The 24,152-nt window shown below is 72.8% G+C and carries 19 protein-coding genes; 11 read left to right on the top strand and 8 right to left on the bottom strand.

The window, feature by feature from the left end; translation table 11 throughout:
• Positions 1-9: 9 nt before the first annotated feature.
• Positions 10-747, top strand: a complete 738-nt coding sequence (locus ISO16_RS12720) for a sulfite exporter TauE/SafE family protein (RefSeq protein ID WP_006941495.1) — start codon at positions 10-12, stop codon at positions 745-747.
• A 7-nt stretch (positions 748-754) separates the two neighbouring features.
• Here the strand turns inward: ISO16_RS12720 and ISO16_RS12715 are convergent, their stop codons facing one another.
• The 5 genes from ISO16_RS12715 to ISO16_RS12695 form a co-directional block, all read right to left on the bottom strand.
• A complete protein-coding gene (locus tag ISO16_RS12715) occupies positions 755-2,221 on the bottom strand; it encodes a peptide MFS transporter (protein ID WP_006941500.1) in 1,467 nt (488 codons plus the stop codon).
• 78 nt (positions 2,222-2,299) lie between these two features.
• The gene (locus tag ISO16_RS12710; protein ID WP_006941502.1) at positions 2,300-2,677 is read right to left on the bottom strand and encodes a DUF3054 domain-containing protein; all 378 of its coding nucleotides are present in this window, start codon (positions 2,675-2,677) and stop codon (positions 2,300-2,302) included.
• A gap of 79 nt (positions 2,678-2,756) precedes the next feature.
• The gene (locus ISO16_RS12705) at positions 2,757-3,311 is read right to left on the bottom strand and encodes a YceI family protein (protein WP_006941512.1); all 555 of its coding nucleotides are present in this window, start codon (positions 3,309-3,311) and stop codon (positions 2,757-2,759) included.
• Between the two features lie 113 nt (positions 3,312-3,424).
• Positions 3,425-4,558: a TIGR00374 family protein gene (locus tag ISO16_RS12700; protein WP_006941516.1), complete on the bottom strand. Its 1,134-nt coding sequence runs from the start codon at positions 4,556-4,558 to the stop codon at positions 3,425-3,427.
• A 70-nt stretch (positions 4,559-4,628) separates the two neighbouring features.
• Positions 4,629-6,101 (bottom strand): adenylate/guanylate cyclase domain-containing protein, encoded by a 1,473-nt coding sequence (locus tag ISO16_RS12695; RefSeq protein ID WP_029546144.1) that lies wholly within the window; start codon positions 6,099-6,101, stop codon positions 4,629-4,631.
• A gap of 168 nt (positions 6,102-6,269) precedes the next feature.
• Between ISO16_RS12695 and macS the strand changes: the two genes are divergently transcribed.
• From macS to ISO16_RS12660, 7 genes are all read left to right on the top strand, one after another.
• Positions 6,270-7,487 carry a MacS family sensor histidine kinase gene (gene macS, locus ISO16_RS12690; protein WP_072636286.1) on the top strand — a complete coding sequence of 406 codons (1,218 nt, stop codon included), beginning with the start codon at positions 6,270-6,272 and terminating at the stop codon, positions 7,485-7,487.
• A 40-nt stretch (positions 7,488-7,527) separates the two neighbouring features.
• Positions 7,528-8,157, top strand: a complete 630-nt coding sequence (locus ISO16_RS12685) for a response regulator (protein WP_050036440.1) — start codon at positions 7,528-7,530, stop codon at positions 8,155-8,157.
• Between the two features lie 184 nt (positions 8,158-8,341).
• On the top strand, positions 8,342-11,227 hold the full coding sequence (locus ISO16_RS12680; protein ID WP_230304534.1) for an AfsR/SARP family transcriptional regulator: 2,886 nt from the start codon (positions 8,342-8,344) through the stop codon (positions 11,225-11,227).
• A 53-nt stretch (positions 11,228-11,280) separates the two neighbouring features.
• The gene (locus ISO16_RS12675) at positions 11,281-12,690 is read left to right on the top strand and encodes an FAD-binding oxidoreductase (protein ID WP_072636284.1); all 1,410 of its coding nucleotides are present in this window, start codon (positions 11,281-11,283) and stop codon (positions 12,688-12,690) included.
• Between the two features lie 158 nt (positions 12,691-12,848).
• Entirely contained in the window at positions 12,849-13,493 is a 645-nt protein-coding gene (locus ISO16_RS12670) for a DUF1707 SHOCT-like domain-containing protein (protein ID WP_043802811.1), read from the top strand.
• Between the two features lie 117 nt (positions 13,494-13,610).
• Positions 13,611-14,897 (top strand): VWA domain-containing protein, encoded by a 1,287-nt coding sequence (locus ISO16_RS12665; protein WP_072636283.1) that lies wholly within the window; start codon positions 13,611-13,613, stop codon positions 14,895-14,897.
• Between the two features lie 106 nt (positions 14,898-15,003).
• Entirely contained in the window at positions 15,004-16,845 is a 1,842-nt protein-coding gene (locus ISO16_RS12660; protein WP_072636282.1) for a DUF2339 domain-containing protein, read from the top strand.
• A gap of 9 nt (positions 16,846-16,854) precedes the next feature.
• Here the strand turns inward: ISO16_RS12660 and ISO16_RS12655 are convergent, their stop codons facing one another.
• From ISO16_RS12655 to trmB, 3 genes are read right to left on the bottom strand one after another with little or no spacing between them, the layout of a single operon-like run.
• Complete coding sequence (locus ISO16_RS12655) at positions 16,855-20,001, bottom strand: MMPL family transporter (RefSeq protein WP_072636281.1); 3,147 nt, start codon at positions 19,999-20,001, stop codon at positions 16,855-16,857.
• A 9-nt stretch (positions 20,002-20,010) separates the two neighbouring features.
• Positions 20,011-20,703, bottom strand: coding sequence for an NYN domain-containing protein (locus tag ISO16_RS12650; protein ID WP_006940232.1), 693 nt, complete (start codon positions 20,701-20,703; stop codon positions 20,011-20,013).
• Complete coding sequence (gene trmB, locus ISO16_RS12645) at positions 20,700-21,446, bottom strand: tRNA (guanosine(46)-N7)-methyltransferase TrmB (RefSeq protein ID WP_029546125.1); 747 nt, start codon at positions 21,444-21,446, stop codon at positions 20,700-20,702. Before trmB ends, ISO16_RS12650 begins: the two co-directional genes overlap by 4 nt.
• 158 nt (positions 21,447-21,604) lie before the next feature.
• On the opposite strand from trmB, the gene ISO16_RS12640 reads away from it, so the two are divergent.
• Genes ISO16_RS12640 through ISO16_RS12630 form a run of 3 tightly spaced genes read left to right on the top strand, consistent with a single transcriptional unit; the run spans position 21,605 to position 24,019 of the window.
• Positions 21,605-22,222 (top strand): hypothetical protein, encoded by a 618-nt coding sequence (locus tag ISO16_RS12640; protein ID WP_072636280.1) that lies wholly within the window; start codon positions 21,605-21,607, stop codon positions 22,220-22,222.
• Positions 22,219-23,658 (top strand): hypothetical protein, encoded by a 1,440-nt coding sequence (locus tag ISO16_RS12635; RefSeq protein ID WP_072636279.1) that lies wholly within the window; start codon positions 22,219-22,221, stop codon positions 23,656-23,658. Before ISO16_RS12640 ends, ISO16_RS12635 begins: the two co-directional genes overlap by 4 nt.
• Before the next feature lie 10 nt (positions 23,659-23,668).
• Positions 23,669-24,019, top strand: coding sequence for a DUF6802 family protein (locus ISO16_RS12630; RefSeq protein ID WP_006940234.1), 351 nt, complete (start codon positions 23,669-23,671; stop codon positions 24,017-24,019).
• The last annotated feature ends 133 nt before the right edge of the window (positions 24,020-24,152 follow it).

Here is a 24,152-nt window from a genome sequence, read left to right as displayed (position 1 = left end):
TTGTCGGTCGTGACCCCTGTCGACCTGCTGCTGCTCGCGGTCGCGGGGTTCTTCGCCGGGCTCATCGGGTTCGTCACCGGCCTCGCGTCCATCGTCTCGTACCCCGCGCTGCTCGCCGCGGGGCTGCCGCCCGTCGCCGCCAACGTCACCAACACCGTCGCGATGGTGGGGGTCGGCGTCGGGGCGCTCGCCAACTCGACCCGCGAGGTCGTCGACACCGGCCCGCGGCTGTGGCGGTGGACCCTGTACTCGGCGCTCGGCGGCCTCGTCGGTGCCGTCGTCCTGATGTGGGCGCCCGCGGGGTCCTTCGAGACGGTCGTGCCCTACATGGTCGCGTTCGCCTCCCTCGCGCTGCTGGCCCAACCCCGGATCCGCGCCCTGTCCGGGAGCCGGGACCTGCCCCGGACGTACTCGGCGCTGCTGTTCGTCGTGGCGGTGTACGGCGGCTACTTCGGGGCGGGTGCGGGTGTCGTCTTCCTCGCACTCACCCTGATCTGCACCTCCGAGCACATCTGGCGCGCCACCATCCTCAAGAGCTACCTGCTGGGGGTCGCCAACCTCGTCGCTGCGATCGGCTTCGCCGTGTTCGGCCCCGTGCACTGGGGTGCGGCCGCCGCGATGGCGCTCGGCGCCGTCGCGGGCGGCTGGTGCGGGCCGCCCGTCGTCCGGCGCATCCCACCCGAGGTGCTGCGGGTGACGGTCGCGCTCGCCGGCCTCGGGCTCGCGGTGTGGCTGGCGGTGCGGTGAGAACCGGTCAGTGCACTCCGCGCATCATCCGCCGGATCCACGGTGACAGCAGCGCCAGCACGACGCCGATCGCGATCGAGCCGAGGCCGACCCAGGCGAAGTACGGCTTCTCGTTCGCCTCGTCGTAGTACTTGGCGAGGGTGCCGGCCATGGCCGTGCCGAGCGCCACCGACAGGAAGAACAGCGCCACCATCTGGGTGTGGAAGTTGCGCGGGGCCAGTTTCGTCGCCAGCGACAGGCCCACGGGGGAGAGCAGCAGCTCCGCGAACGTGAACAGCAGGAGGATGCCCGCGAGGCCGAGCAGGGGGGCGCTGTTGGGGCCGCCGCCGGACATCGGGATGAAGCACAGGAAGGCGATGCCCATGATCACGGTGCCCATCGCGAACTTCACCGGCGACGACGGCTGCCGCGGGCCGAGCCGGGTCCACACGGCGGCGAACACGCCCGCGAACACGATGATGAACACCGGGTTGATCGACTGCACCCACGCCGGCGGGAAGTCCCAGCCGAACAGGTTGCGGTCGAGCCTCTTGTCGGCGTACACCGCGACGGTGGTGAACTGCTGCTGGAACAGCGACCAGAATGCCGCGCTGGCCAGGAACATGGGGACGAAGCTGATCACCCGGCTGCGTTCGACGGCGGTGATCTGCCGGCTGGACAGGATCACGACGAAGTAGACGACGGACGCGGCGACGGTCGCTGCGACCACGACGTCCGACAGGTTGTCGACGGTGACCAGCCCGGTGCCGAACAGCGCCGCGATCAGCGCGACGGCCAGGACGGCGACGCCGGCGGCCCTGGTGCGCCGGTCGGCGGGCAGCGGGTGCGGCGGCGTGGCGCCGATCCCGCGCAGGTGCTTGCGGCCGAGGGTGTACTGGATCAGGCCGAGTGCCATGCCGATGGCGGCCAGGCCGAAGCCGTAGTGGAAGCCCAGCTCGGTCTGCGCCCAGCCGGTGAGGAGCGGGCCGATCAGTGCGCCCAGGTTGATCCCCATGTAGAAGATCGAGAACCCGGCGTCGCGCCGGGTGTCCTGCTCGTCGTAGAGATCCCCGACCAGGGAGGTGGCGTTGGCCTTGAGGCCACCGCTGCCGACGGCGACGAACACCAGGCCCACCGCCACGCCGCCGAGGCCGGGGAGCAGCGCCAGGGAGATGTGGCCGAGCATGATGAGGATCGCGCTGTAGAACAGCGTGCGCTCGGAGCCGAGCAGCCGGTCGGCGATCCACGCGCCGAGGATGGTCGACAGGTAGACCGTGCCGCCGTACGCCCCGACGATCGACGTGGCGGCGAGCTCGCTGATCCCCAGTCCGCCGTCGGCCGCCGAGTAGTACAGGTAATAGATCAGGATGCCCTGCATGCCGTAGAAGGAGAACCTCTCCCACATCTCGACACCGAACAGGTTGGCCAGCGCGAAGGGCTGGCCGAAGAAGGTGCGTTCCTTCGTCCGATCGGGGGGCGCGGCGGTCTCGCTCATGGCTGACACTCTGGCACCGCGGCCACCTCCGGCGCGCGGCTTTCGGCGGTGCGGAGGGTCACCTCCGCGCGGCCGGGGTCAGGCGGCGTCGACGCGGCGCCGCAGCCACAGCCCGGCGAGCAGGCGCCAGCCGAGCAGGAACACGCCCAGCACGATGGACGCGACGACGATGAACGAACCGGCTGTGCCCTGGCCCGTGATCACGCGCAGCAGCATCCCGACGACCACGGTGGACACCCATGCGATCACGCCGGTCGGCACGACCAGCCACGGATCGAACTTCTCCTTGTAGAGGGCCGCCGTCGCGAGCCATCCGACGGTGAGGCCGCCGAGGAACGGCCACGCGGTGTTCGCCAGTCCCGCCAGCGTCAGCCCCTCGTCGTGACTTGCGCGCCCGAGGGCGGCGAACACGATGACCAGGACGACGTCGAGCAGGGCCGGTGCGTACTTCTTCACGTCGTCCAGCGTAGGTCGCCGACGAAAGCGAGCGCCCTCCGGGACGGAGAGCGCTCGCGTGTCGTGCGGGTGCGGCGGATCAGGCCTGCAGACCGGCCTCGATCTCGAGGTTGATGGTGATCTTGTCGCCGACGACGGCGCCGCCGCCCTCGAGCGGCATGTCGATCGAGATGCCGAAGTCCTTGCGGTTGAGGACGGTGGTGGCCTCGAAGCCCGCGACCGGGCCCTGGCCCATGCCCGGGTTCACGCCGTTGAACTCCAGCTTCAGCTCGACCGGCTTGGTGACGCCGTGCAGGGTGAACTCACCGTCGACGACGTAGTCGCTGCCGGCGGCGCGCACGCCGGTGGACTTGAACGTCGCGGTGGGGAACTGCTCGGCGTCGAAGAAGTCGGCGGAGCGGATGTGGGCGTCGCGGTCGGCGTTCTTGGTGTCGATGGACGTGACCTGGATCTCGGCGGCGACGGCGGGGGTGCCGTCCTCGGCGACGGTGATCGCGCCGGAGAAGTCGTTGAACGTGCCGCGCACCTTGCTCACGACGAGGTGGCGGACGGTGAAGCCCACGGTGGAGTGGACCGAGTCGATGGCCCAGGTGCCGGCGGTGAGTCCGGGGAAGGTGGTGGTAGCGGTCGTCATGGGGATTCCTCCGAGTCGAGTTTTGGTTGAAGTTTCAACCTTCGATGTACTCAACGATCGCATCGAATAATTGATTCCGCAACTACTTCGGATGTGAGGTGGAGCACACTTCGTCACTCCGGCAGGGCGGTGCCCTCGCTCGCGGCCCGTCCGCGCCGTCGCTCGAGCACCGAACGGGCGTGTTCCTCGCGTTCGAGATCGGCGTCGATGTGCTCGTCGTGCTGGCTCGACCGGAACTTGGCGGCCACCACCGTCCAGCCGACCAGCGCGACCAGGATGAAGCTGACGCCCCGGTACACGAACACGGCTGCCAGGGCCTGCGAGGCGCTCATCCCCGCCGCGGTGAGGGTCGCGATCAGCGTGCCGTCGACGAACCCCAGCCCGCCCGGCGCCAGGGGGATGCTCCCCACCGCCTTGGCCGCCGCGAACGCGATCAGCAGGCCCGGCAGCGACGGCTCACCGCCCACCGCCCAGCACGCGAACCCCAGGCACGCGACGTCGAAGACCCGGTGCACGGCCGACCAGCAGATCGTCGCGAGCCCGTCGCGGCGACCCAGGTGCACCGCCTCGATCTGCCCGAGGATCTGCTCGAACTTCTCCATCCCGGTGTCCGCCGGCTTGCGCAGCAGGCGGTTGACGCGGGCGAGGACCCATTCCCCGGCCGACTCGACGGACGACGGATGCCGGGAGACGTACCGGACGGCGACGACCAGCGCGATCACGCCGGCGACCGACAGGACCAGCGTCACCGGGCTCACCCGTGTGCCCACCGCGAACGCCCCGCCCACGCCGACCGCCGCGAGCGTCACCGCCGCGATCACCCCCGAGACCGCCAGCTGCCACGACGCCACCACCGGCGTCGCACCCCAGCGCCGGGTCTGCTGGTAGGTGAACGCGGTGGAGAACACCGGACCGGCCGGCAGCGTCACCGCCATCGCCGTGCTCGCATAGATCACCGACGCCGAGCGCAGGTGCCCGACGACGACCTCACCGGCCCGCAGCAGCCGCCGCTGCACCTCCGCGAAGCCGCTCAGCGACAGGGCCTGCGCGACGATGCACGCGGCGAGCCAGCCCCAGTGCAGCTCGGTCAGGGCGCGCCAGGAGTCGCTGAGCGTCGGCCACAGGTAGATGCCCTCGACCACCAGCAGGGCCACGAGGGCGACGGCGAGCAGCCACTTCACCCACCCGAAGCGGCCCCGGCGCCGCGCGGCGTCGGGTGCGGGCGGGTCACGTCGGGGCTGCGCCACAGGATTCAGCGTAGCCAAGCCGGCCGGAGGGCGGATCGTCCTTTTCGTCGCCGGGGGCCCCGGCCGTCCGTCACTCGTCGTGGCCCGAGTCCGGATACCGCACCGGCCAGGCGAGATGCGTCACCCGGCGCCGGCCGCGCAGCTGCACCTCGTCGCCGAGTTCCCAGTGGGCGCGTTCCTCGTCGTCGGCGAAGTACAGCGCGCTCGACGACGCGAGCACCCGGCTCGGACGCAGCTTCGCCAGCTCGGTCAGCCGCGACGCCTCATTCACCGGATCGCCGATGACGGTGTACTCGAACCGCTCGGCCGCGCCGATGTTGCCGGCCACCGCCAGCCCCGCCGAGACCCCGATGCCGATGTCGAGATCGGTGATCTCGTCCAGCGCGAACCGCAGCTCCCGGGCCGCCGCGAGCGCGGCGGTGGGCGCGTCGGGACGGTCCAGCGGAGCACCGAAGATGGCCAGCGCCGCGTCGCCCATGAACTTGTTGACGAAACCGTGGTGCCGGTCCACGACGTCCACCACGACCCGGAAGAACTCGTTGAGCAGCTCGACGACCTCGCCGGGCGGGCGTTCGGCCGCCGTCGCCGTCGAGCCCACCATGTCCACGAACAGCACCGCGACGTAGCGGGTCTCCCCGCCGAGCTCGGTGCCGTACTGGAGGGCGCGGCGCGCCACGTCCTCGCCGACGTGCTGACCGAACAACTGCCGCAGCCGCCGCCGCTCGTCGGACTCGGCCATCATCCGGTTGAAGCCGACCTGCAGGCGGCCGATCTCGCTGCCGTCGAACACCTCGACCTGCACGTCCGTCGCGCCGCGCTGGACCCGTTCGATGGCCCAGCGCAGCTGCTTGACCGGATCGGAGAGCTGGGCGGCGGTGAGCGAGGACAGCACCCCGGCCAGGCCGATCGCCATGATCGACAGCGCGAGGACCGCCCACGCCATCGCGTCCGGCGGGAACTCGACGTCGGTGGTCAGCTGGGTGACGCACAGCAGCGCGATGCCGCCGGCCGGCATCAGCGTGCCGAGACCCCACGTCATGGCGAGGCGGGTGCCGACGCCCGGCGCCAGGGTCCGGTCGAACTCCCCCTCGCTCAAGGCCCGCGCCGCGACCGGCCGCAGGATCCGCTCGCCCAGCATGTAGGTGAAGCCGAAGGTGCTCGTCGCGGCCATCGCGACGGTGATCGCCACCGCCACGGCGAGCTCCGGCATCTCCTCCGCGGTGAGGAACACGAACAGCACGCCGCCGAGGATCCACAGGATCAGGTGCACGATCGCCTGACGCAACGGCGCGTGCAGCGCCGACATCTGCTCGGATCGGGTGGGCGGGCCGCCGCGCAGCTGCCACCGCACCACCGACCGCAGCATCAGGGCCGCGGCCGTCAGGCTCACGATCCCCGCGAACACCAGATACACCGCGAACACCGCGAAGTTGCGGACCCGGTCCGCGATGATGTTCTCGTTCTCGGACAGCGGGATGCCGTAGCGGACGAACGCGAACACCAGCAGCGCGCCGAACAGGTTCGAGGCGCCCATCGAGGCCATATAGAGCGGCCAACGACTGCGCAACGTCGCCGCGACGGCTCGATAGGACCCCAACACGACATCAAATCAAACCACTGTGCCCACCGTCACAACGCGCCATGGTCGTGATCCGGGCGTTTCGGGCGGCTACTCTCAGCGCGATCACCGACCGGGAAAGGGAGCATCCACATGGTCCGGCGCCGAGCCGACGGCAGGCTGTCGCGCCGCGCCGCCGTGCCCGCCGAACCGTCCCCGCCCGCCCGGCGCCAGGTCGGCGCCGACCCCGATGCGCCGCTGTGGCGGGCCGCGCAGGTGTTCCGGCTCGTCACCGTCGTCTACGCCGTCAGCTCCCAGTTCTCCACCGTCGCCCACTACACGTCGCCGCGGCTCAGCTGGTTCTTCGTCGCCCTGCTGGCGGTGTGGTCCGGCGTGTCGGCGGTGCTGCTGGCGCAGGGGGTCGGGCAGCGCGCCGTGGTGGTCGGGATCGACCAGGTCGTCGCGGTCGCGCTCATGGGCGCGACGCGGCTCGTCGCCGGCCACGACTGGTACAGCGCCCACCAGACGCTGCCCACCACCCTGTGGGTCGCCAACGCCGTGCTGTCGGCCGCGATCCTGGGCGGTCCCGCCGCGGGAGTCGCGTCGGCGCTGGCGATGGCGACGGTCAGCGCCGTCGTCCGCGACCAGGTCAACCTCGACCTGTGGCGCGACGCGACCGCCCCCGTGCTCGTCGCGGTCGGCGTCGCGATGGGATTCGCCACCACCACCGCCCGGCGCGCCCACCGGCAGCTCGAACAGGCCGTGCGTGTGGCGGCCGCCACCGAGGAACGCGACCGGCTCGCCCGGGAGGTGCACGACGGGGTGCTGCAGGTGCTGGCCCTGGTGCGGCGCCGCGGCACCGCGCTCGGCGGCGAGGCCGCGGAACTCGCCCGCCTCGCCGGGGAACAGGAGGCGGCGCTGCGGATGCTCGTCTCCGAGCAGGGCACCCAGCTCGACCGCGGCGAGGAGCTCGTGGACCTGCGGGCGCTGCTGCGGGCGCAGGCCGGAGCCGGCGTCACCGTCTCCGCGCCCGCCGACCCGGTCCTGCTCGACCGCGTCCGCGCCGCGGAACTGGCGGCGATCGCCGCGACGGCCCTGACCAACACGACGCTGCACGCGGGCGCAGGGGCGAAGGCGTACGTGCTGGTCGAGGACCTCGGCGACGAGGTGATCCTCAGCATCCGCGACGACGGGGTGGGCATTGCGGACGGCCGTCTCGCCGAGGCCCGCGCCGAGGGGCGGATGGGCGTGTCGAAGTCGATCGTCGGCCGCGCGCGGTGGCTCGGTGGCGCCGCCGTGCTCGACAGCTCGCCCGGCCAGGGCACCGAATGGGAGATCCGGGTGCCGAGGAGAGGAGTACGAGGTGCGTGAGGGCAGCAACGCGGCGAACGGTGACGGGCCGATCACGGTGATGATCGTCGACGACCATCCGATGTGGCGCGACGGCGTCTCGCGGGACCTCGACGCGGCCGGCTTCCGCGTCGTCGCCACTGCCGACGGGGTCGGTGCGGCCGCGCGCCGGGCCGCGGCGGTGCAGCCGACCGTGGTGCTGATGGACATGTCGCTGCCCGACGGCACCGGCACCGAGGCCACCGTCGCCGTGCTCCGGGTCTCCCCGGCCAGCCGCGTGCTGGTGCTGTCCGCTTCCTCCGAACGCGACGACGTCCTCGGTGCGGTGAAGGCCGGCGCGTCCGGATACCTGGTCAAGAGCGCGTCGGCCGCGGAGCTGGTCGAGGCCGTGCGGGCGACCGCCGCCGGGCAGGCGGTGTTCACGCCCGGACTCGCCGGGCTGGTCCTCGGGGAGTACCGCCGCATGTCGTCGGCCGCCGACCGGCGCGCGCCCGCCCCGCCCACCCTCACCGAGCGCGAGACCGAGGTGCTGCGACTCGTCGCCAAGGGACTGTCGGCCAAGCAGATCGCCGCGCGGCTCACGCTCAGTCACCGCACGGTGGAGAACCACGTGCAGGCGACCCTGCGCAAGCTGCAGCTCGCCAACCGCGTGGAGCTCACCCGTTACGCGATCGAGCAGGGGCTGGACTAGCGCACCGGAGCCGCACCGGTCCTCTAGAATTCGACCGCTCCCGCAGTTCCGGTGCGGCGGTGGCGTGCTCGATCGAAAGGCGGGGCGATCGAAAGGCGGGGCGATCGAAAGGCGGGGCGATCGAAAGGCGGGGCGATCGAAAGGCGGGGCGATCGAAAGGCGGGGCGATCGAAAGGCGGGCGGGATGAGTTCCCCTGGCGTGGCGCTCGGCGTGCTGGGAGGCTTCGCCGCCACCGTCGACGGACGACCGATCGACCTCGGCGGCATCCGGCAGCGTGCCCTGCTCGCCGCCCTCGTCGTCGCGTTCCCGGGCGACGTCTCGGGGGAGCGGCTGCTCGAACAGGTCTGGCACGACGTCGACGACCCGAAGACGAGCTCGCTGCACTTCGCCGTCTCCAAGCTGCGCGACCGGCTCAGCCCGCAGCGACCGCGCGGGGACGAGGGGGTGATCGTCCGGAAGGGCTCGCGGTATCGGCTCGCCGTCGCCGCGGAGCAGATCGACGCCGTGCGGTTCGCCGACCTCGTCGCGCGCGGCGACGGGCTGCGCGAGCAGGGTGCCGCTCAGGCCGCGGCCGAGGCCTACGCGACCGCGTTGTCGTGCTGGCGGGGGTCGCCCTACGCCGACGTCGCCGACGCCGAGTTCGTGCGCCCCGAGGTCGCGCGGCTGACGGCGATCGAGTTGCGCACCCGCAAGGCCCTGCTGCAGATCCGGCTGGACCAGGGCGGCTCCGACGACGTCGTCGAGGCCGCCGAGCGGCTCGTCGCCGCGCATCCGCTCGACGAACGGTCCTGGGAACTGCTGGTCGTCGCCCTGTATCGGGCGGGCCGGCAGGCCGACGCCCTGGCGGCGCTGCGCCGCGTGCGTACCGTGCTCGACGGCGAACTCGGCATCGAGCCGGGCACCGGGCTGCGCGAACTCGAGACGGCGGTGCTGCGGCAGGACGACGTCCGGCTGCTCGGGACCGCCGGGGTCTCGCCGGGGCCCGCCGCCGCGCTGGGCACCCCGAGCGCGACCTCCAACGTGCCGTCGCCCCGCACCGCCCTCGTCGATCGGGCCCGTGAGCTCGCGGACGTCGGCGCGGCGCTGGCCGGGGAACGGTTGGTCACGCTCGTGGGGCCGGGCGGGGTCGGCAAGACGCGGCTGGCGGTGGAGGTGTGCCGCAACGGCGGTGAACGTCCCGCCGACGGGCCGTGGTTCGTGGACCTGGCGGCCGTGCGGGCCGATGCGCTGGTGGCCGCGACGGTGGCGTCGGCCCTGCAGATCCTCGGCCCCGGGACCGTCGACCACCTGGCGACGGTGCTCGCCCCACGTGAGTGCGTCCTCGTGCTGGACAACTGTGAGCATCTGCTCGACGGTTCGGCGGAGCTGGTGACGGCGCTGCTCGAGCGCTGCCCCGGCGTGCGGATCCTGGCGACGAGCCGGGAGCCGCTCGGCCTCGACGGGGAGTGGGTCTACGAGGTGCCGCCGTTGGACGAGTGTGCCGCCGTCGAGTTGTTCGGCGTCCGGGCCGCCGGGGTGGTGCCGGGCTGGACGATCCACGACGAGGTGACCGAACCGGTGCGTCGCATCTGCACCGAGCTCGACGGGATCCCGCTCGGGATCGAGCTCGCGGCGGCGCAGCTGCGGGTGCTGTCCGAGCAGCAGATCGCCGAGGGGCTGAGCGACCGGTTCGCGCTGCTGCAGGGCGGCTCCCGCACCGCTCCGCCGCGGCAGCGGGGGCTGGCCGACGCGATCGAGTGGAGCTACCGGCTCCTCGACGACGAGCAGGCGCGGCTGCTGCGCGAGGTCGCGGTGTTCGCGGGCAGCTTCGACATCGAGGGTGCCGCCGCCGTGCACGGCAGCACGCCGCCGCTGAGCGTCCTGCCGCCGCTGACGGCCCTCGTGCGGCGGTCGCTGCTGCGGGTGGAGCCGTCGTCGTCGCCGCGGCGGTACTCGATGCTGCAGACCATCCGCGAGTTCGCCCTGGCCCGCGCGGACGCGGCCGAACGGGACCGGATGGCCGACGTGCACCGCCGGTTCGTGCTGCGGCGGGCCCTCGCGGCGGTGCCGCACCTGCGCGGCTCCCGGGCACGGCAGACCTTCGACGCCCTGACGGCGGACATCGCCGAGCACCGTGCCGCTGCGGCCTCCGCGCTGGCCGCCGGTGATCCCGTCTACGCGCTCGAACTCGCCGGGGCCCTCTATTGGTTCTGGTATCGGCGGGGGCACATCCGGGAAGGCCTGGAGCTGATATCGGCAGCCCTGGACGCGGTCGAGCGGACCGGTACCGCCGTCGCAGCGGCAACCCTGTCGTCGGCGCTGACCGGCCTGGGCGGACTCACCTACCTGGCCGGGGACGCGGCCGGCGCGGCGGCCGTGCTGGGACGGTCCGCCGACGCCGCGGGGAGGGGCGGCGATGTCGTCACCGAGGCGTGGATGCGGTCCTGGTGGGCGTACTGCTCCGCGATCACGGGCCCGTCCGACGAGTTCCTGCACGCAGCGCACGAGAGTGCGGACGTCCTGCGCCGGGAAGGCGCCGTGTGGCAGCGCGCCGACGCCCTGCTCATCGAGGGCATGATCCTGCGCTTCCTCGGCGATCCGCAACGGGCGCAGCAGGTGCTGCGCGAGGCGGTCGCGACAGCCGAACGTTGCGGCCACGGCTGGGCGGTCGGCTCGGCGTCGTGGACACTCATGCGCACGGCGATGGACGTCGGGGACACGGACGCGGCGCTCGACGCGGTCCGGGTGATGCAGCCGGTCCTCGAGGCCGAGCGGGACGTGACGTCGTGGCTGGTGCTCGTCCACAGCGCCGCGGCACTGGTGGCCCGGCTCGGTACTCCCGACGTCGGCGCGATGCTCCTCGGGGCGGTCCGGGCGCTCGGCGGCCGCATCGGCTTCCTACCCGAGGTGATGGATCCGGTCGACGGGCCGCGCGAGGCGGCGGTCGTCCGTGACGCGCTCGGTGACGCCGAGTTCGAGCGGTGCGCGAGCCTCGGCGCCGGCCTGGACCGGGACGAGGTGAGCGCGCTGCTGGCCCGGCTGTGCCGGACGGGGCACGTCGGTGCGCAGCCGGAGCTAAGCGGCAGCTAAGCGGTGGCGGTTGTCCTGGAAGGGACCGAGATCCGATCCTTCCGAGGAGCACCATGTCCCACCCGACGCCCCAGACCCTGGCCCCCACGTCCGTCGTCGACCTGCTTCGGACCGCCGTCGCCGGTGTCGTGCACGCCCCCGAGGACGAGGGCTACCGGCTGTCCGCCACCGGCTTCAACCTCGCCACCGCCCACCGCAGCGCCGCCGTCGTGGTCGCCTCGAGTGCCGCCGACGTCGCCGCCGCGGTCCGGATCGCGGCCGAGAACGGGCTGACCGTCGCGGTGCAGGCCACCGGCCACGGCGCCGCCCCCGCGCCGGAGAACAGCATCCTGGTCGACACCGCCCTCCTCGACGGGGTGAGCATCAACCGCGCCGAGCGCACCGCCACCGTCGAGGCCGGGGTCCGCTGGCAGCAGGTGCTCGACGCCGCGGCCCCGCACGGGCTGGCGCCGCTGGCCGGCTCGGCACCGGGCGTCGGGGTGGTCGGGTATACCCTCGGCGGCGGGCTCGGCCCGATCGCCCGCACCCACGGGTTCGCCGCCGACCGGGTCCTGCGGATGGAGGTCGTCACCGCCGACGGGCAGCTGCGGCGGGTCACCCCCGACGACGAACCCGACCTGTTCTGGGCCCTGCTCGGCGGCGGCGCGGCATTCGGGATCGTCACCCAGATGACGTTCGAACTCCTGCCCATCCAGACCCTGGACGGCGGCGGCCTCTTCTACGACATCGCCGACGCCCCGGCCGTGCTGCGCCGCTGGCGGGACTGGATCTCCGCGGCGCCGACCTCGGTGTCCAGCTCGCTGGCGATCGTCAACTTCCCGCCGCTCCCGGAACTGCCCGAGCCGCTGCGCGGCCGCACCGCCGTGCACGTGCGGTTCGCGCACGTCGACGACACCGAGGACGCCGGCGCGCTGCTCGCCCCGCTGCGCGCGGTGGCCACCCCGGTCCTCGACACCGTGACCGAGATCGTCTACCCCGCCCTTGGTTCGATCCACGCCGACCCCACCGACCCGATGCCCGGCATGGAGCGCTCGGCGCTGCTGCGGGAGCTGCCGGACGCCGCCCTCGACGCCCTGCTCGCCGTCGCGGGTCCCGCCGGCGCGCTGCCGATCGCGCTCGCCGAGGTCCGGGCCATGGGCGGCGCGCTCGGTGTGCCGCCCGAGACCCCCAACGCCGTCGCGGGCCGCGACGCCGCGTTCACCCTGTTCACCGTCGGGGTGCTGGTGCCGCCCATCGCCGACGCGGTGCCCGGAGCGCTCGAGACCGTCGTCGGGGCGATGGCGCCGTGGGCCACCGGCGGTGCGCTGATGAACTTCGCGGGCGGCGTGGACGGGGCCCCGGCCGCCCGGGTGGCGAACGCGTGGACCCCCGCCCAGCGGACCCGGCTCGCCGAGATCCGCGCGGCATACGATCCCAGCGGCGTCTTCGCGCCCGCCGCGCGATGGGCGGCAACGGCGATCTGAGCCGACCGCATCCGTCCGTCCCTCGGCTCCACGACCGTCGGGCCGGCGCGCCAGCGCCTACCCTGATGATCCCGGCGCGCCAGCGCCTACCCTGATGATCCCGGCGCGCCAGCGCCTACCCTGATGATCCCGGCGCGCCAGCGCCTACCCTGATGATCATGGAGTCGAGGGATCTGCGTGTTTCGGACGCCGAGCGCGAACACGTCGGGACGCTGCTGCAGCGCGCGGTCGGGCAGGGGATGCTGTCGCTGGGGGAGTTCACCGAGCGGATGGACACGGCGCTGGCCGCCAGAACCCGCGGAGAACTGAACGCCGTGCTCGTCGACCTGCCCGGAATGCAGGTGCGGCCCGAGTACCTGCCACATCCGATGCAGCCCACCCCCGCCCCGGCGCCGCCGATGGCCGGGCCGGTGCCCCCCGCCCCGCCCTCGCATCTGCAGACACCCACCATCCGCGGCCGGTTGTCCAACCTCAGCCGCAAGGGGCGGTGGGAAGTGCCACCGGTGCTGCGGCTCGACACCCTGATGTCCTCGGTGACCCTCGACTTCACCGAGGCCGTCATGCGCACCCAGGTGGTGCGGATCCAGGTCGAGGACTACCTCAGCTCCATCACCCTGATCGTTCCCGCCGAAGCCACGGCCGACATCAACGGCCTCGACACCGTCGCCGCGAGCGCCGAGTCGAAGGTGCGCAACGGGCCCCCGTTCGGCCCGCTGCATCTGATCGTCGGCGGCACCGTCCGCCTCGGTTCCGTCAACGTCAAGCACCCGCTGGGCACGACGCTGCGCAAGCTGCTGGGCTAGCCGGCCGGCGGTCCCCGAGGAGCGTCGGGCCTCTCGGCCGGTGGAGGCGCACCCGTGTCGGTCCCAATGCGTGTTGGTGCGACGAAAGGAAGCGGCCCGCCCCGGGCCGGAACGCTTATGGCAGAGCTTGCGCGTGGCGAGAACACCACCATCCCCTCGGGGCCGGTGACGGTCGCGGTGGCCGGTGCCCGGCAGGGCACGGTCGATCTGATGGTGTTCCAACTCGGCGCCGACCAGCGTGTCCGTAGCGACGCCGATTTCGTGTTCTTCAACCAGCCGGCCTCCCCGGAGGGCGCGGTCCGGTTGGTCGCGGCCGACCGGATCGGTGTCGATCTGGCCGCGATACCCGCGGGGATCGAGCGGCTGTCGGTCGCGGTCGCCCTCGACGACAGTGTGCCGGGCAGCTTGTCCGCCGTCCCCGGTTTGGGCGTGCAGGTTGCCCACCCGGCGGGCGAGACGACGGCGCCCGCGTTGGGGTTGAGCACCGAGCGGGCGGCGGTCCTGCTCGAGATCTATCGCCGCAACGGCGCGTGGAAGCTTCGCAACGTCTCCGCCGGGTGGGACACGGGCCTGTCGGCGCTGGTGGTCCACCATGGGGTGCAGGTCGACGATCAACCCGCCAGTGCCGAACCTGCCGCGGTGGCCCCGCCGCCTGCGGTCGTGGACAGCGCTGGTGTCCGCACCGTCGCCGGCGAAGCGAAACTCTCGTTGGAGAAGCGGCAGAGGCTGGACCTGCGCAAGCGGGAAGTCGCCAAGGTGCTGCTGGACAAGGGCGCGGCCGGGGTGCGGGCCCGGGTCGTCCTGGTGATCGACAAGACCGGCAGCATGCACCGCGAGTACACCAGCGCACGCATCCATCAGGTCGTCGAGAGGATGGTGCCGATCGCGGTGCAGGTCGACGACGACGGCACCCTCGAGCCGTACCTGTATGCGGTCTCGTTCGCCCGGCTGCCGGACATCGCCGTCCACGATGTCGAGTCCTGGTGCGCGACGTATCTGCATCTCGGTGGGGTGCACGGGGGCATCGACTACGAACAGATCGGTGGCTACAACGACGAGCTGCCGGTGATGGGGGAGATCATCTCCACCCTCACCGCGGGGGCGTCGATGCCGACGCTGGTGCTGTTCTTCACCGACGGCGGCTTCCACAAGAAGGGCCCGATCACCGCGTTGATGAAGAAGGCATCCGGTCTGCCCGCCTTCTGGCAGTTCGTCGGCCTCGGCAAGGCGAACTACGGCGTGCTCGAAAAACTCGACACCATGAGAGGGCGGGTGGTCGACAACGCCGGGTTCTTCAGCGTCGACGACATCTCCCAGGTCAGCGATGCCGAACTCTATCGGCGCCTGCTGGGTGAGTTTCCCGACTGGCTGCGCGCGGCGCGCGCCGCGCGCATCGTGGGCTGAACTGCGACGGGGTCCGCACCAACACCACGATGAGGGCGGTGCACAAGCCCGCATGTCCGGTAGTGATACTCATGCCCGCGGGCGCCGCTCCGCGGACCATGTAGGGATGAGTACGCCGACCCCGCCCGGCCTCGATCCGCGGCTCGTCGCCCAGCTGTCCGGCGAGTGCTACGCGCTCGAACAGCACCTGTACGCCGTCGGCGCGCACGTCGCACATCTGCGGGCCCAGCTCGACCGCCTCGCCGTCGCGCCGGCCCCGGCGCCCGTGCCACCCATGTCGCGGGCCCCGGCGCCACCACCGCGGCCGGTCCCGTCCGTGGCCCCGCCGCGGCCGCCGGCGCGGGAACCGTGGTGGCAGCGCGACGGCGTGATCAGCCGCCTGCTCGCCGTCGCCGGGGTGGCGGTCACCCTCATCGGCGTGGTGATGCTGCTCGTGCTCGCCGCGCAGGCCGGTGTCTTCGGTCCCGTGCCCCGCGTCGTCTCCGGTGCGGTGCTGTCGGCCGCGCTGGTGGCCGCCGGGATCCGGGTGCACCGCCGCGACGGCGGACGCGTCGGCGGTGCCGCCCTGGCCGCGACCGGTTTCGCGGGCGGCTACCTGGTGGTCTTCGCCGCGACCGCCTACTACCGGTGGGTGCCGGCGGTCGTCGGTCTGGCCGCCGCGCTCGTCGTCGCCGGCGCCGGGGTCGCGCTCGCGGTGCGCTGGTCGGACCGGATTCTGGCCGTGCTGCTCGTGCTCGGGGCCGCGCTGCTCGCGCCCACCCTGTCGGACGGTGATCCGTTGCTGCTGCTCGGCTTCCTGCTGGTGCTGCTCGTCGCGAGCTTTCCGGCCCAGTGGCACCGCAATTGGGCCCTGCTGCATCTCGCGCGGGTCGTGCCGATCGCCGCGGTCCTGCTGGTGTCGATCGCCGGGGCCGAGCTTGCCGAGCGGGGCGAGCTCGCCTGGCTGGTCGGCTTCTCGGTGGCGGTCGCCGCATTCGTCGCCGGCACCGCGGTGCTGCTGCTGCGCCGGGAGCCGGGCGACGTCGTCGCCGCGGTGTGCCTGGCGGTGGCGGCGCTGCCGCTGCTCGCCGTCGGGTTGCGGCTGGACCGGTGGCCCGCCGTCGCGCTCGAGGGCACGGCCGCCGCCGGGTACCTCATGTTGTTCGCCCTCGTCGGGCCCCGGTCGCGTCCGCTGCGGGTGGCGTCCGTCGCGGTGGCGGCGTTGGCGCTGCTGCACGCGTGCCTCGCGGGCACGAGCCCCGACGCGGCTGCCACGGTGCTGCTCGCGGTCGCCGCCGGGTATGCCGGTGCGGCCGCGTCGATGCGGTCGCGCCTGCTGTACGTCGCCGGCCTCGGCTTCTGGGTGCTCGGAGGAGCGATGTTCTACGACGGCGCCGAACTCGAGAACCTCACCGACCGGGAGCTGGCCGTGGACCGCCTCGACGCGGCCACGCTCGTCACGGCCGTCCTGCTCGCCGCGGTGACGCTGCTGCTCGCGTGGACGGCGACGCGACTGCGGCTCGTCCGCGAACGCGGCGTCCCGTGGATGTGGAGCGGTGCGGCACTCGTGGTGCTGTATGCGGTGACCACGGCATTGGTGACCGCGGGCGTCCTCCTGGGCGGTGCGGACGCCGGATTCGTCGCCGGGCACACCGCGGCGACCATCTGCTGGATGATCGCGGCGACCGCGATGCTGGCGCTCGGCCTCGCCCGCACCGAGTACGCGCACGCCGCGCTGGCCGCGGGGCTGTCGCTGACCGGCGCCGCGCTGGCGAAGCTCTTCCTGTTCGACCTCGCTGCCCTCGAGGGAGTGTGGCGGGTCGTCGCCTTCATCGTGGTGGGCCTGCTGCTGCTCGCCGCCGGTACCCGGTACGCCAAGGCGTTCGCCGGACGCTCCGCCGCCCCTGAGACCGGCTCCGGCCGGGAGACCGGATCTGGCTCGGCGGAGCCGGGACCCGGCGAGGACTGACCCGCTCGGTCAGCGGCGGCGCTGCCGCGCGATGAGTTCACTCACGCTGATCGACTGGCTGTTCTCGGCACCGCCGTGCCGGCCGCGCTGCGAATCCTGCGCGTCGGTCTCCGGCCGGTTCGCCGGGGCGTCGTCGGCCCTGCCGGCGGGGGCGCTGTCCTGCGCCGGAGGCGTCGTCGACGGCCGCTCGCCCGCGACCGGCTGATCCGCCGTCCGCGGGTTGGCCCGTCGCAGCTGCGAGAGCCAGTTCTCGATTGCCTGCGGGTCCCGGGTGGGCGCGCCGGACGAGCGCGGCTGCGGCTGAACCTGCGGCCGCACGTACGTCTGGGTCACCGGGGGCGGCACGTCGCCGCGCTGCCGGCGGGGCAGCGGCGGCGTGGCGGGCGGGGAGGACCGCTGGTCCTGCACGGGCGGGACCTGGCCCGGCACTTCTCTCGGGGGCTGAGACGGCGCCTGCTGGGACGGTGTCTGCTGGGACGGTGTCTGCTGGGACGGCGCCTGCTGCGGGCGGGGGCGCTGGGGCAGGGGACCCTGCGCCTGCGGTTGCGGGGCCGGTGGCCGCTCGGTGCGCGGTTGCTGCGGCTCGGGTGCCGGCGGGCGGGGACGGTCCTGCGGGGGAGCGGGCCGATTCGGCGCCGGGATCCGACCCGAGGGATTCTGCGCCGCCGGCGCCGGCTGCTGCGGCCGTGCCCCGGGAGCTGCCGGGGTCGCCCCGGCCGGACGACGCCGGGGCGGCCGGTCCCGGTCCTCCGGTGCCCGTGCCGGTGGCTCGGCCGGGCGCGGGGCGCGTGGCGGGGCCGACCGGCGCGGTGGCGGCTGCAGGTCGCGGACGCGCCGCTGCTCGGCGGCCGAGCGGGGTGCGGCGATCTTCGGCAGCGGCTGCGTCATCGGATCGTCCGTGGCGACGCCGGCGACGGTGGGCAGGCGGTGCGACCCGGTGGCCGCGACGGTCGCCGGACCGAACATGCCGACCGTGATCAGCTCCGGCACGTCCTGCGGCATGAGCTCGTTGTCGAGGATCGGCTCCGCGAGCCCGATCCTGGCCTGGATCCGCTTCATCCACGCCGGTGCCCACCAGCAGTCGTCGCCGAGCAGTTTCATCGTCGCCGGCACGAGCAGCATGCGGATCACCGTGGCGTCGATGATCAGGGCCGCGATCATGCCGTAGGCGATGTACTTCATCATCACCAGTTCGGAGAAGCCGAAGGCGCCGGTGACGACGATCAGGATCAGCGCCGCGGCCGTGATGATGCGGCCGGTGTGCGCCGTGCCGATCCGGATGGATTCGGTGGTGCTCGCCCCCTGCGAGCGGGCCTCGACCATGCGGGAGAGCAGGAAGACCTCGTAGTCGGTGGACAGGCCGTAGATGATCGCGATGATCAGCACGAGCACCGGCGACATGATGGGACCGGGCGTGAAGTTCAGCGGCCCGGCCCCGTGACCGTCGATGAAGATCCACGTCAGGATGCCGAGGGTGGAGCCGAGGCCCAGCGCACTCATCAGCGCCGCCTTGATCGGCAGCACCAGCGACCCGAACGCCAGGAACATCAGCAGGGTCGTGAGCACGACGACCACCGTCACCATCAGCGGCAGCGTGTTCATCAGCGCGGCGATCGAATCCTGTTCGATCGCCGGTGTGCCGCCGACGAGCACCTCCACGCCGTCGGGCCACTGCGCCGCATGCAGGTAGTCGATGGTCTCGGCGGAGTTGTTGCGGTCCTCGAGCCCGGCCTTGACGACGCGGACGCCGTCCCGGGCGGGACCCTCGATGGTGAACTTCTCCACCAGGCCGGGGGCCGCGCTGGCCGTCTGGATGATCTCGTTGAGGTCGCCGCCCTCGGCGCCGCGGACGACGATGCGCACCGGCTCCGCGCGCTGGCCGGGGAACAGTTCGTCGAACTGTTCCTGGGCGAGCCGCGTCGGATGGTCGGGCGGCAGGTAGGTCTCGTTGATGCCGCCGAACTTGATGCCGGTCAGCGGCACGATGAGCAGCAGCAGGCCGATCACCGTGGGGATGGTGACCTTGAGCGGGTTGCGCATCACCCACCGGGTGATCCGTCCCCAGATGCTGTTCTCGACCTGCTCGTTGGACTGGATCTGCCCGAACCGGGACCAGCCCCACTTGTCGATGTTCCGGCCGAGGATGGCGAGCATGGCGGGCAGCAGCGTGATCGAGGTGATCGCCGCCAGCGTCACCGTCGCGATCGCGCCGTACGCGACGGACTTGAGGAAGCCCTGCGGGAACAGCAGCAGGCCGCCGAGGCTGGTGACGACCATCGTGGCGGAGAACACCACGGTGCGCCCGGCCGTCATCACCGTGCGGCGCACGGCGGCGGACGCGGCGTAGCCCTCGGCGAGTTCCTCGCGGAACCGGGACACCATGAACAGGCCGTAGTCGATCGCCAGGCCCAGGCCGATCAGCGAGACCACGGGCGCGACGAACGAGTTGACCTCGGTGAAGTTCGTGATGAGCCGCACGATGCCGTTCGCGGCGACGACCGTCAGGCCGCCGGTGATCAGCGGCATCGCGGCCGCGATCACGCCGCCGAAGACGAAGAACAGCAGGATTCCGACCGCCGGGATGGCGAGGAGCTCCATGCGCTTGATGTCCTGCGCCATCGTGTCGTTGAGGGCGCCGGAGATCGGTTGCAGGCCGGCGAGCTGTACGTCGACCCCGTCGATGAGGAACTCGTCCTTCACGTCGCGGAAGTTGTTGGTCAGCTCGGTGTCGTTGTCGCCCGCGATGGCGACCGACGCCACGGCGTGCTGCCGCGACTGGTCCGCCAGCGCCGGCACCGCCGGGGCGCCGTTCGTCGGCCAGTACGCACCGTTGATCTTCAGGATCTGATCCGGATGGTCCGCGACCAGCGAGTTGAGACTGTCCTTGACCTTCGCCGCGAACTCCGGATCGTCGACCGTCCTGCCCTCCGGCGCCGTGTACAACGCCAGGACGTCGCCGTTCGTGTCGCGGCCGAAGGTGCCGTCGGCCAGCTTCGCCGCAGCGACGGACTCCGAGCCGGGATCGTCCCAGCCGCTCTGACTGAGATGATCGTTCAGGCTCGCGCCGTACCCGGCGAGCCCGAGCAGACCGGCCACCATCACCGCGATGACGGTGAAGCGCGCACGGTGGACGAGCTCTCCCCAGCGGTCGAACACGAAACTCTCCTATTCGGCCACGCTCTTGCGGCCCACGAGCAGGGCGGACAGCGGTCGGAACGGCTGCAACCAGGCGCCCTCGTCGGGCAGCGAGTCCAGGCTCACGCGTGGCAGCGGCTCACGGAACACCCCCGGGATGTCCTCGAGGTCGACGAAGTCGAGCACCTCGGACGTGACCGCCCAGCTGGCGTGCTCGCGGAAACCGAGGACCTGCACCGCCACGCCGGTCGCGGCGATCTCCTCGAGCGGTTCCCGGAACGCCTGCCCGTCGGCGGAGGCGACCATCACCCCCGCCAGACCCTCACTGCGTCGCAGCGCGATGTGCCGCAACATGTCGGAGTCTACGTCGCTGTCCTCGTCGATCTTCGGCTTGGCGAACACCGCGAAGCCGACGTTGCGCAACGCCTCGACCCACGGGCGCACGACGTCGGCGCTGCCCGGCGCGATGTTCGTGAACACCGTCGCCTCGGGGTCGAGGGTGGCCGTCGTGGTGCGCGAGAGCTCGGACGTGCGGCCGAGCAGCCACCGTCCGAGCGCGTCGAACCGCGGCCGGTAGGCGGCGGTGGGCCGGCCGCCCAGGATGGCACCGAGACCCATGTCCAGGTTCGGCGCGTCCCACACGAGCAGCACCCGCTCGTGCCGCTCGGTGCCGTCCGTCGTGGGGGCCGCGGACACGTCGGACAGTTCTTCGTGGACGCTCATGCCCTGATCTTCCCCCAGACCAGCTCCGTGATGCTGCTGCCCACCCGCTGCGCCTTGTCCTCGAACTTCGTGACGGGGCGCTCGTGGCTGATGGGGGACTCCCAGTCGAGCGTCGTCAGCAACGGCTCGGCGTTGCCCGCCTCGGCGATGGCCTCGGCGTACTCGGCGTGGTCCGTCGCGACGTGCAACACGCCGCCCGGCTGCAGCCGGCTCGCGATCAGGGCGAACGTCGGCGGCTGCAGCAGGCGGCGCTTGTGGTGGCGGGCCTTGGGCCACGGGTCCGGGAAGAACACCCGCACCCCGGTCAGCGACTCGGGGGCCACCATGTGCTCGAGTACCTCGACCGCGTCGCCGCGCAGGATCCGCAGGTTCCGGATCGGCGTGTCGGTGTCGTAGGTCCGTTCGATCTGCTGCAGCGTCTGCGCGATTCCGGGCTTGTAGACCTCGACGGCGATGAGGTTCACGTGCGGTTCGGTCCGGGCCATCGTCACCGCGGCCGTTCCGGTGCCGGAGCCGATCTCCAGGACGACCGGCGCCGAGCGGCCGAACCAGGCGTCGACGTCGAGCCGGTCGTCGCCGACGTCGCGGCCCAGCTCGGGCCAGCAGCGGTCCCACGACTCCTGCTGCGGGAGCGTCAGCGCGCCCCGCCGCGAGCGGAAACTCGTCACCCGCGGGTACAGACGGTTTCCTCGGGTCGGGCGCTGCTCCAGCGTCTCGGTCGTGTCCAGATCGGCGTCGTTCACCCGACCATTGTCGCGTATCGGGAGGGTGTGTGGCAGGAGGGACTGAAGTGACCACAGTGTTTTCTCAGGGTGCCGGGTTTTCTCAGGGTGCCCGCCCCCGGGCCGCTGCCGTCGACGGCAGCCTCTGCCAGAATCGGCGGCGACACACGGGGGTGGTCATGGTGGGGGATGCGGGGGCCGCGCACGCGCGGTGGCGGCAGATCGTCGAGGACATCGGCCGGTTCGACGCCCGGGCCGGCCGACAGGTGCAGCGCGCCCTCGACCGGCACGACGCCCCACTGCGAGTGCAGATCGCCGGTCGCGGCGGCGCCGTCCGTCCCGCGCTCCGCGCAGCCGTCGAGGCGGCGGTCGCGGCGTCGGCACTGGTCGACACCGTGGAGCTCGACTCGCCGGACCGGCCCGAACCGGTCCTCGACGCGGATGTCGTCCTCCTCGTGCTCGCGGCGCGGGTCCACCCCGCCGATCTGGCGGCACTCGTCCGCTCCGCCGATCCGGCGGCACTCGTCACACGCGACGACGAACGCCTCGTCGTCGTGCTCGATCGGACCGAGGGACTCGAGGATGCCGAGGCCGCGTTCGCCCGCGCGGCCGCGCACGTGCGACGGCCGGTCCTCACGCCCGGCTCCGGGCCGGCGGCGGTCGTCGAACGACTCGGTTCCGCGCGCCGCCGTCGCGACGCCGTGCTCGCCCGCGACCTGGCGGGCATCGGTGCCGGCCCGCGGGCCCGCGACGTCATCGAGGCCGCCCTCGACGACCTCACCGGATCGTCGCGGTGATCCCGCCCGACGTCGGCGACGTCGTGCGCCGCTGGAACCCGGAGGGATGGGCGCGGCTGCACGCCACGTCGGACCCGCCGCGGATCCGGGTGGCCGGGGTCGACGGCTGCGGCCGCGCGGCGCTCGTCGACGAGCTCACCGCGCTCGGCCCGGCCGTCGACTACGTCCATGACGGTCCCGCGACCGTCGTGCTGATGGTGTTCGAGGCGTCGGCCCACCTCGGCCGGACCGAACTCGCCGTCCTCGAGTCCGCCGGGCGCGGCAGCGGCCGCGTGGTGTGCGCGCTCACCGGAACCGACGCGCACCCGGACTGGCGGGCGGTGCACGAGCGGGACGTCGCGCTGCTGCAACGGCACGCCCCTTGGCTCGGTCCGGTGACATTGCTGCCCGTCGGGACGTCGCTCGCCGCCCGCGCCCGTGCTGTCGGCGGCGACGCGGGAGCGGTGCTGCGGCTCGAATCCGGGATCGTCGACCTGCACGAGGCGCTCACGGCGGCGCTGGTCCCGGGTCCGCATGCGGGCCGGGCCCTGCGCAGCGCCGTCGTCGCCGAGACCCGCCACCTCGTGGTGCAGGCGATCGCTGCCCTGCGCGCCGGCGACGACACCGGGGCCCTGCGCGCCGAACGGGCGCGGTGGAGCCTGCGGGCCACCACTCCCGCCGACGACGGAGGGCTCCGCGCCGAGCTGCAACGGGCCCGCATCGACACCGCGCAGGCCGTCGCGGCGGCCGTGCGCGCGGCGTCCGCCGAACTACGCGACGCGATCGAGACGGTGGACCCGGCGCACGTGCCGCACCTGCTCGACGACGTGGTCCGCGACCTGCACGCCCGGGTCGGCACGGTCGTCACCGAGCGGCTGGCCCGGATCGGACCGGGTGACCCGGAACCGGCCGGCCCGGACACCGTGCCCCCGCGGCCCGCGCCGCCGTCCCCGCGACGTCCCGTGGAGGACCGCCTCACCGTGCTGATCGGCGCGTCGGCCGGGGCGGGGCTGGGACGCGTCGCGGTGTCCCCGCTGGCCCTGGTGCCCACGCTCGAGCTGGCGGCGGTACCGCTGAGCCTGCTGCTCGGCGCGGCGGCGGCGTGGTGGCTGGTGCGGGTGCGGCGACGGCTCGCCGAACGGGACCGGATGCGCAGGTGGGCGCTCGAGGAACTCGTCGAGGTACGCGCCGAGCTCGAGGCCGTCGCGCTCGAGCGCATCGTCGACGCGGAGGCCCGGCTCGGGTCCGCGCTCGCCGTCGCGCGCACCGCCCGGCTCGCCACGGCGCGCGACCGCATCGCCGCCCTCGACGACGAGCTGAGACGTCGCGCCGAGGACCGTGCCGGGCAGCTGGCGGCGTGCGAGCGCGATCTCGCCGTGCTCGCCCGGGCGGGAACCGCCGGCCGGCCGGGCGCGTCCAACGGGACGACAGCGTCCGATGGTGTGACACGGCAGTGAGGAGCGCGCGATGGTGGACGGATTCGCCGGCACCGACGACGAGGTGTGGGAGCCCGACGTGCCCGTCCCGGGACGTCCCGCGTTCGGTCCGGGGCTGGCCCCCGCGCTGCTCGACCCGGCTGGCCCGGGCGCGCTGCCGCCGGCCGTGGACGTCGACGGCGACGGGCTGCTCGACACCGTCACGTTCGCCACCGCGGACGCACTCGTCGTCGCATCGGACACCGACGCCGACGGGTGGTTCGACCGGGTCACCGAACTCGGCGACGACGGACGATTCGGGGTGTGGCAGTTCCGGCGCGACGTCGACGGTGCGGAGCACTGGACCCGGATTGACGAAGGTCACCTCGATCGAGGAAAGTGAGGCAAATCGCCCGTGCCCCGGGCGTGTGAGGCGGGTACTGTGTTCGCCCTCTGAATCGTTTCTGTGACATTTCCGACCGGCCCCGATTGCCATCACCCCGAAGTCCGGCGTTAACCTCTATGAATAGGACATC

Source organism: Rhodococcus sp. M8 (assembly GCF_015654185.1).
In the GTDB taxonomy this organism is placed as follows: Bacteria; Actinomycetota; Actinomycetes; order Mycobacteriales; family Mycobacteriaceae; genus Rhodococcus; species Rhodococcus aetherivorans.
This window is presented reverse-complemented; position numbering and strand designations above follow the sequence as displayed.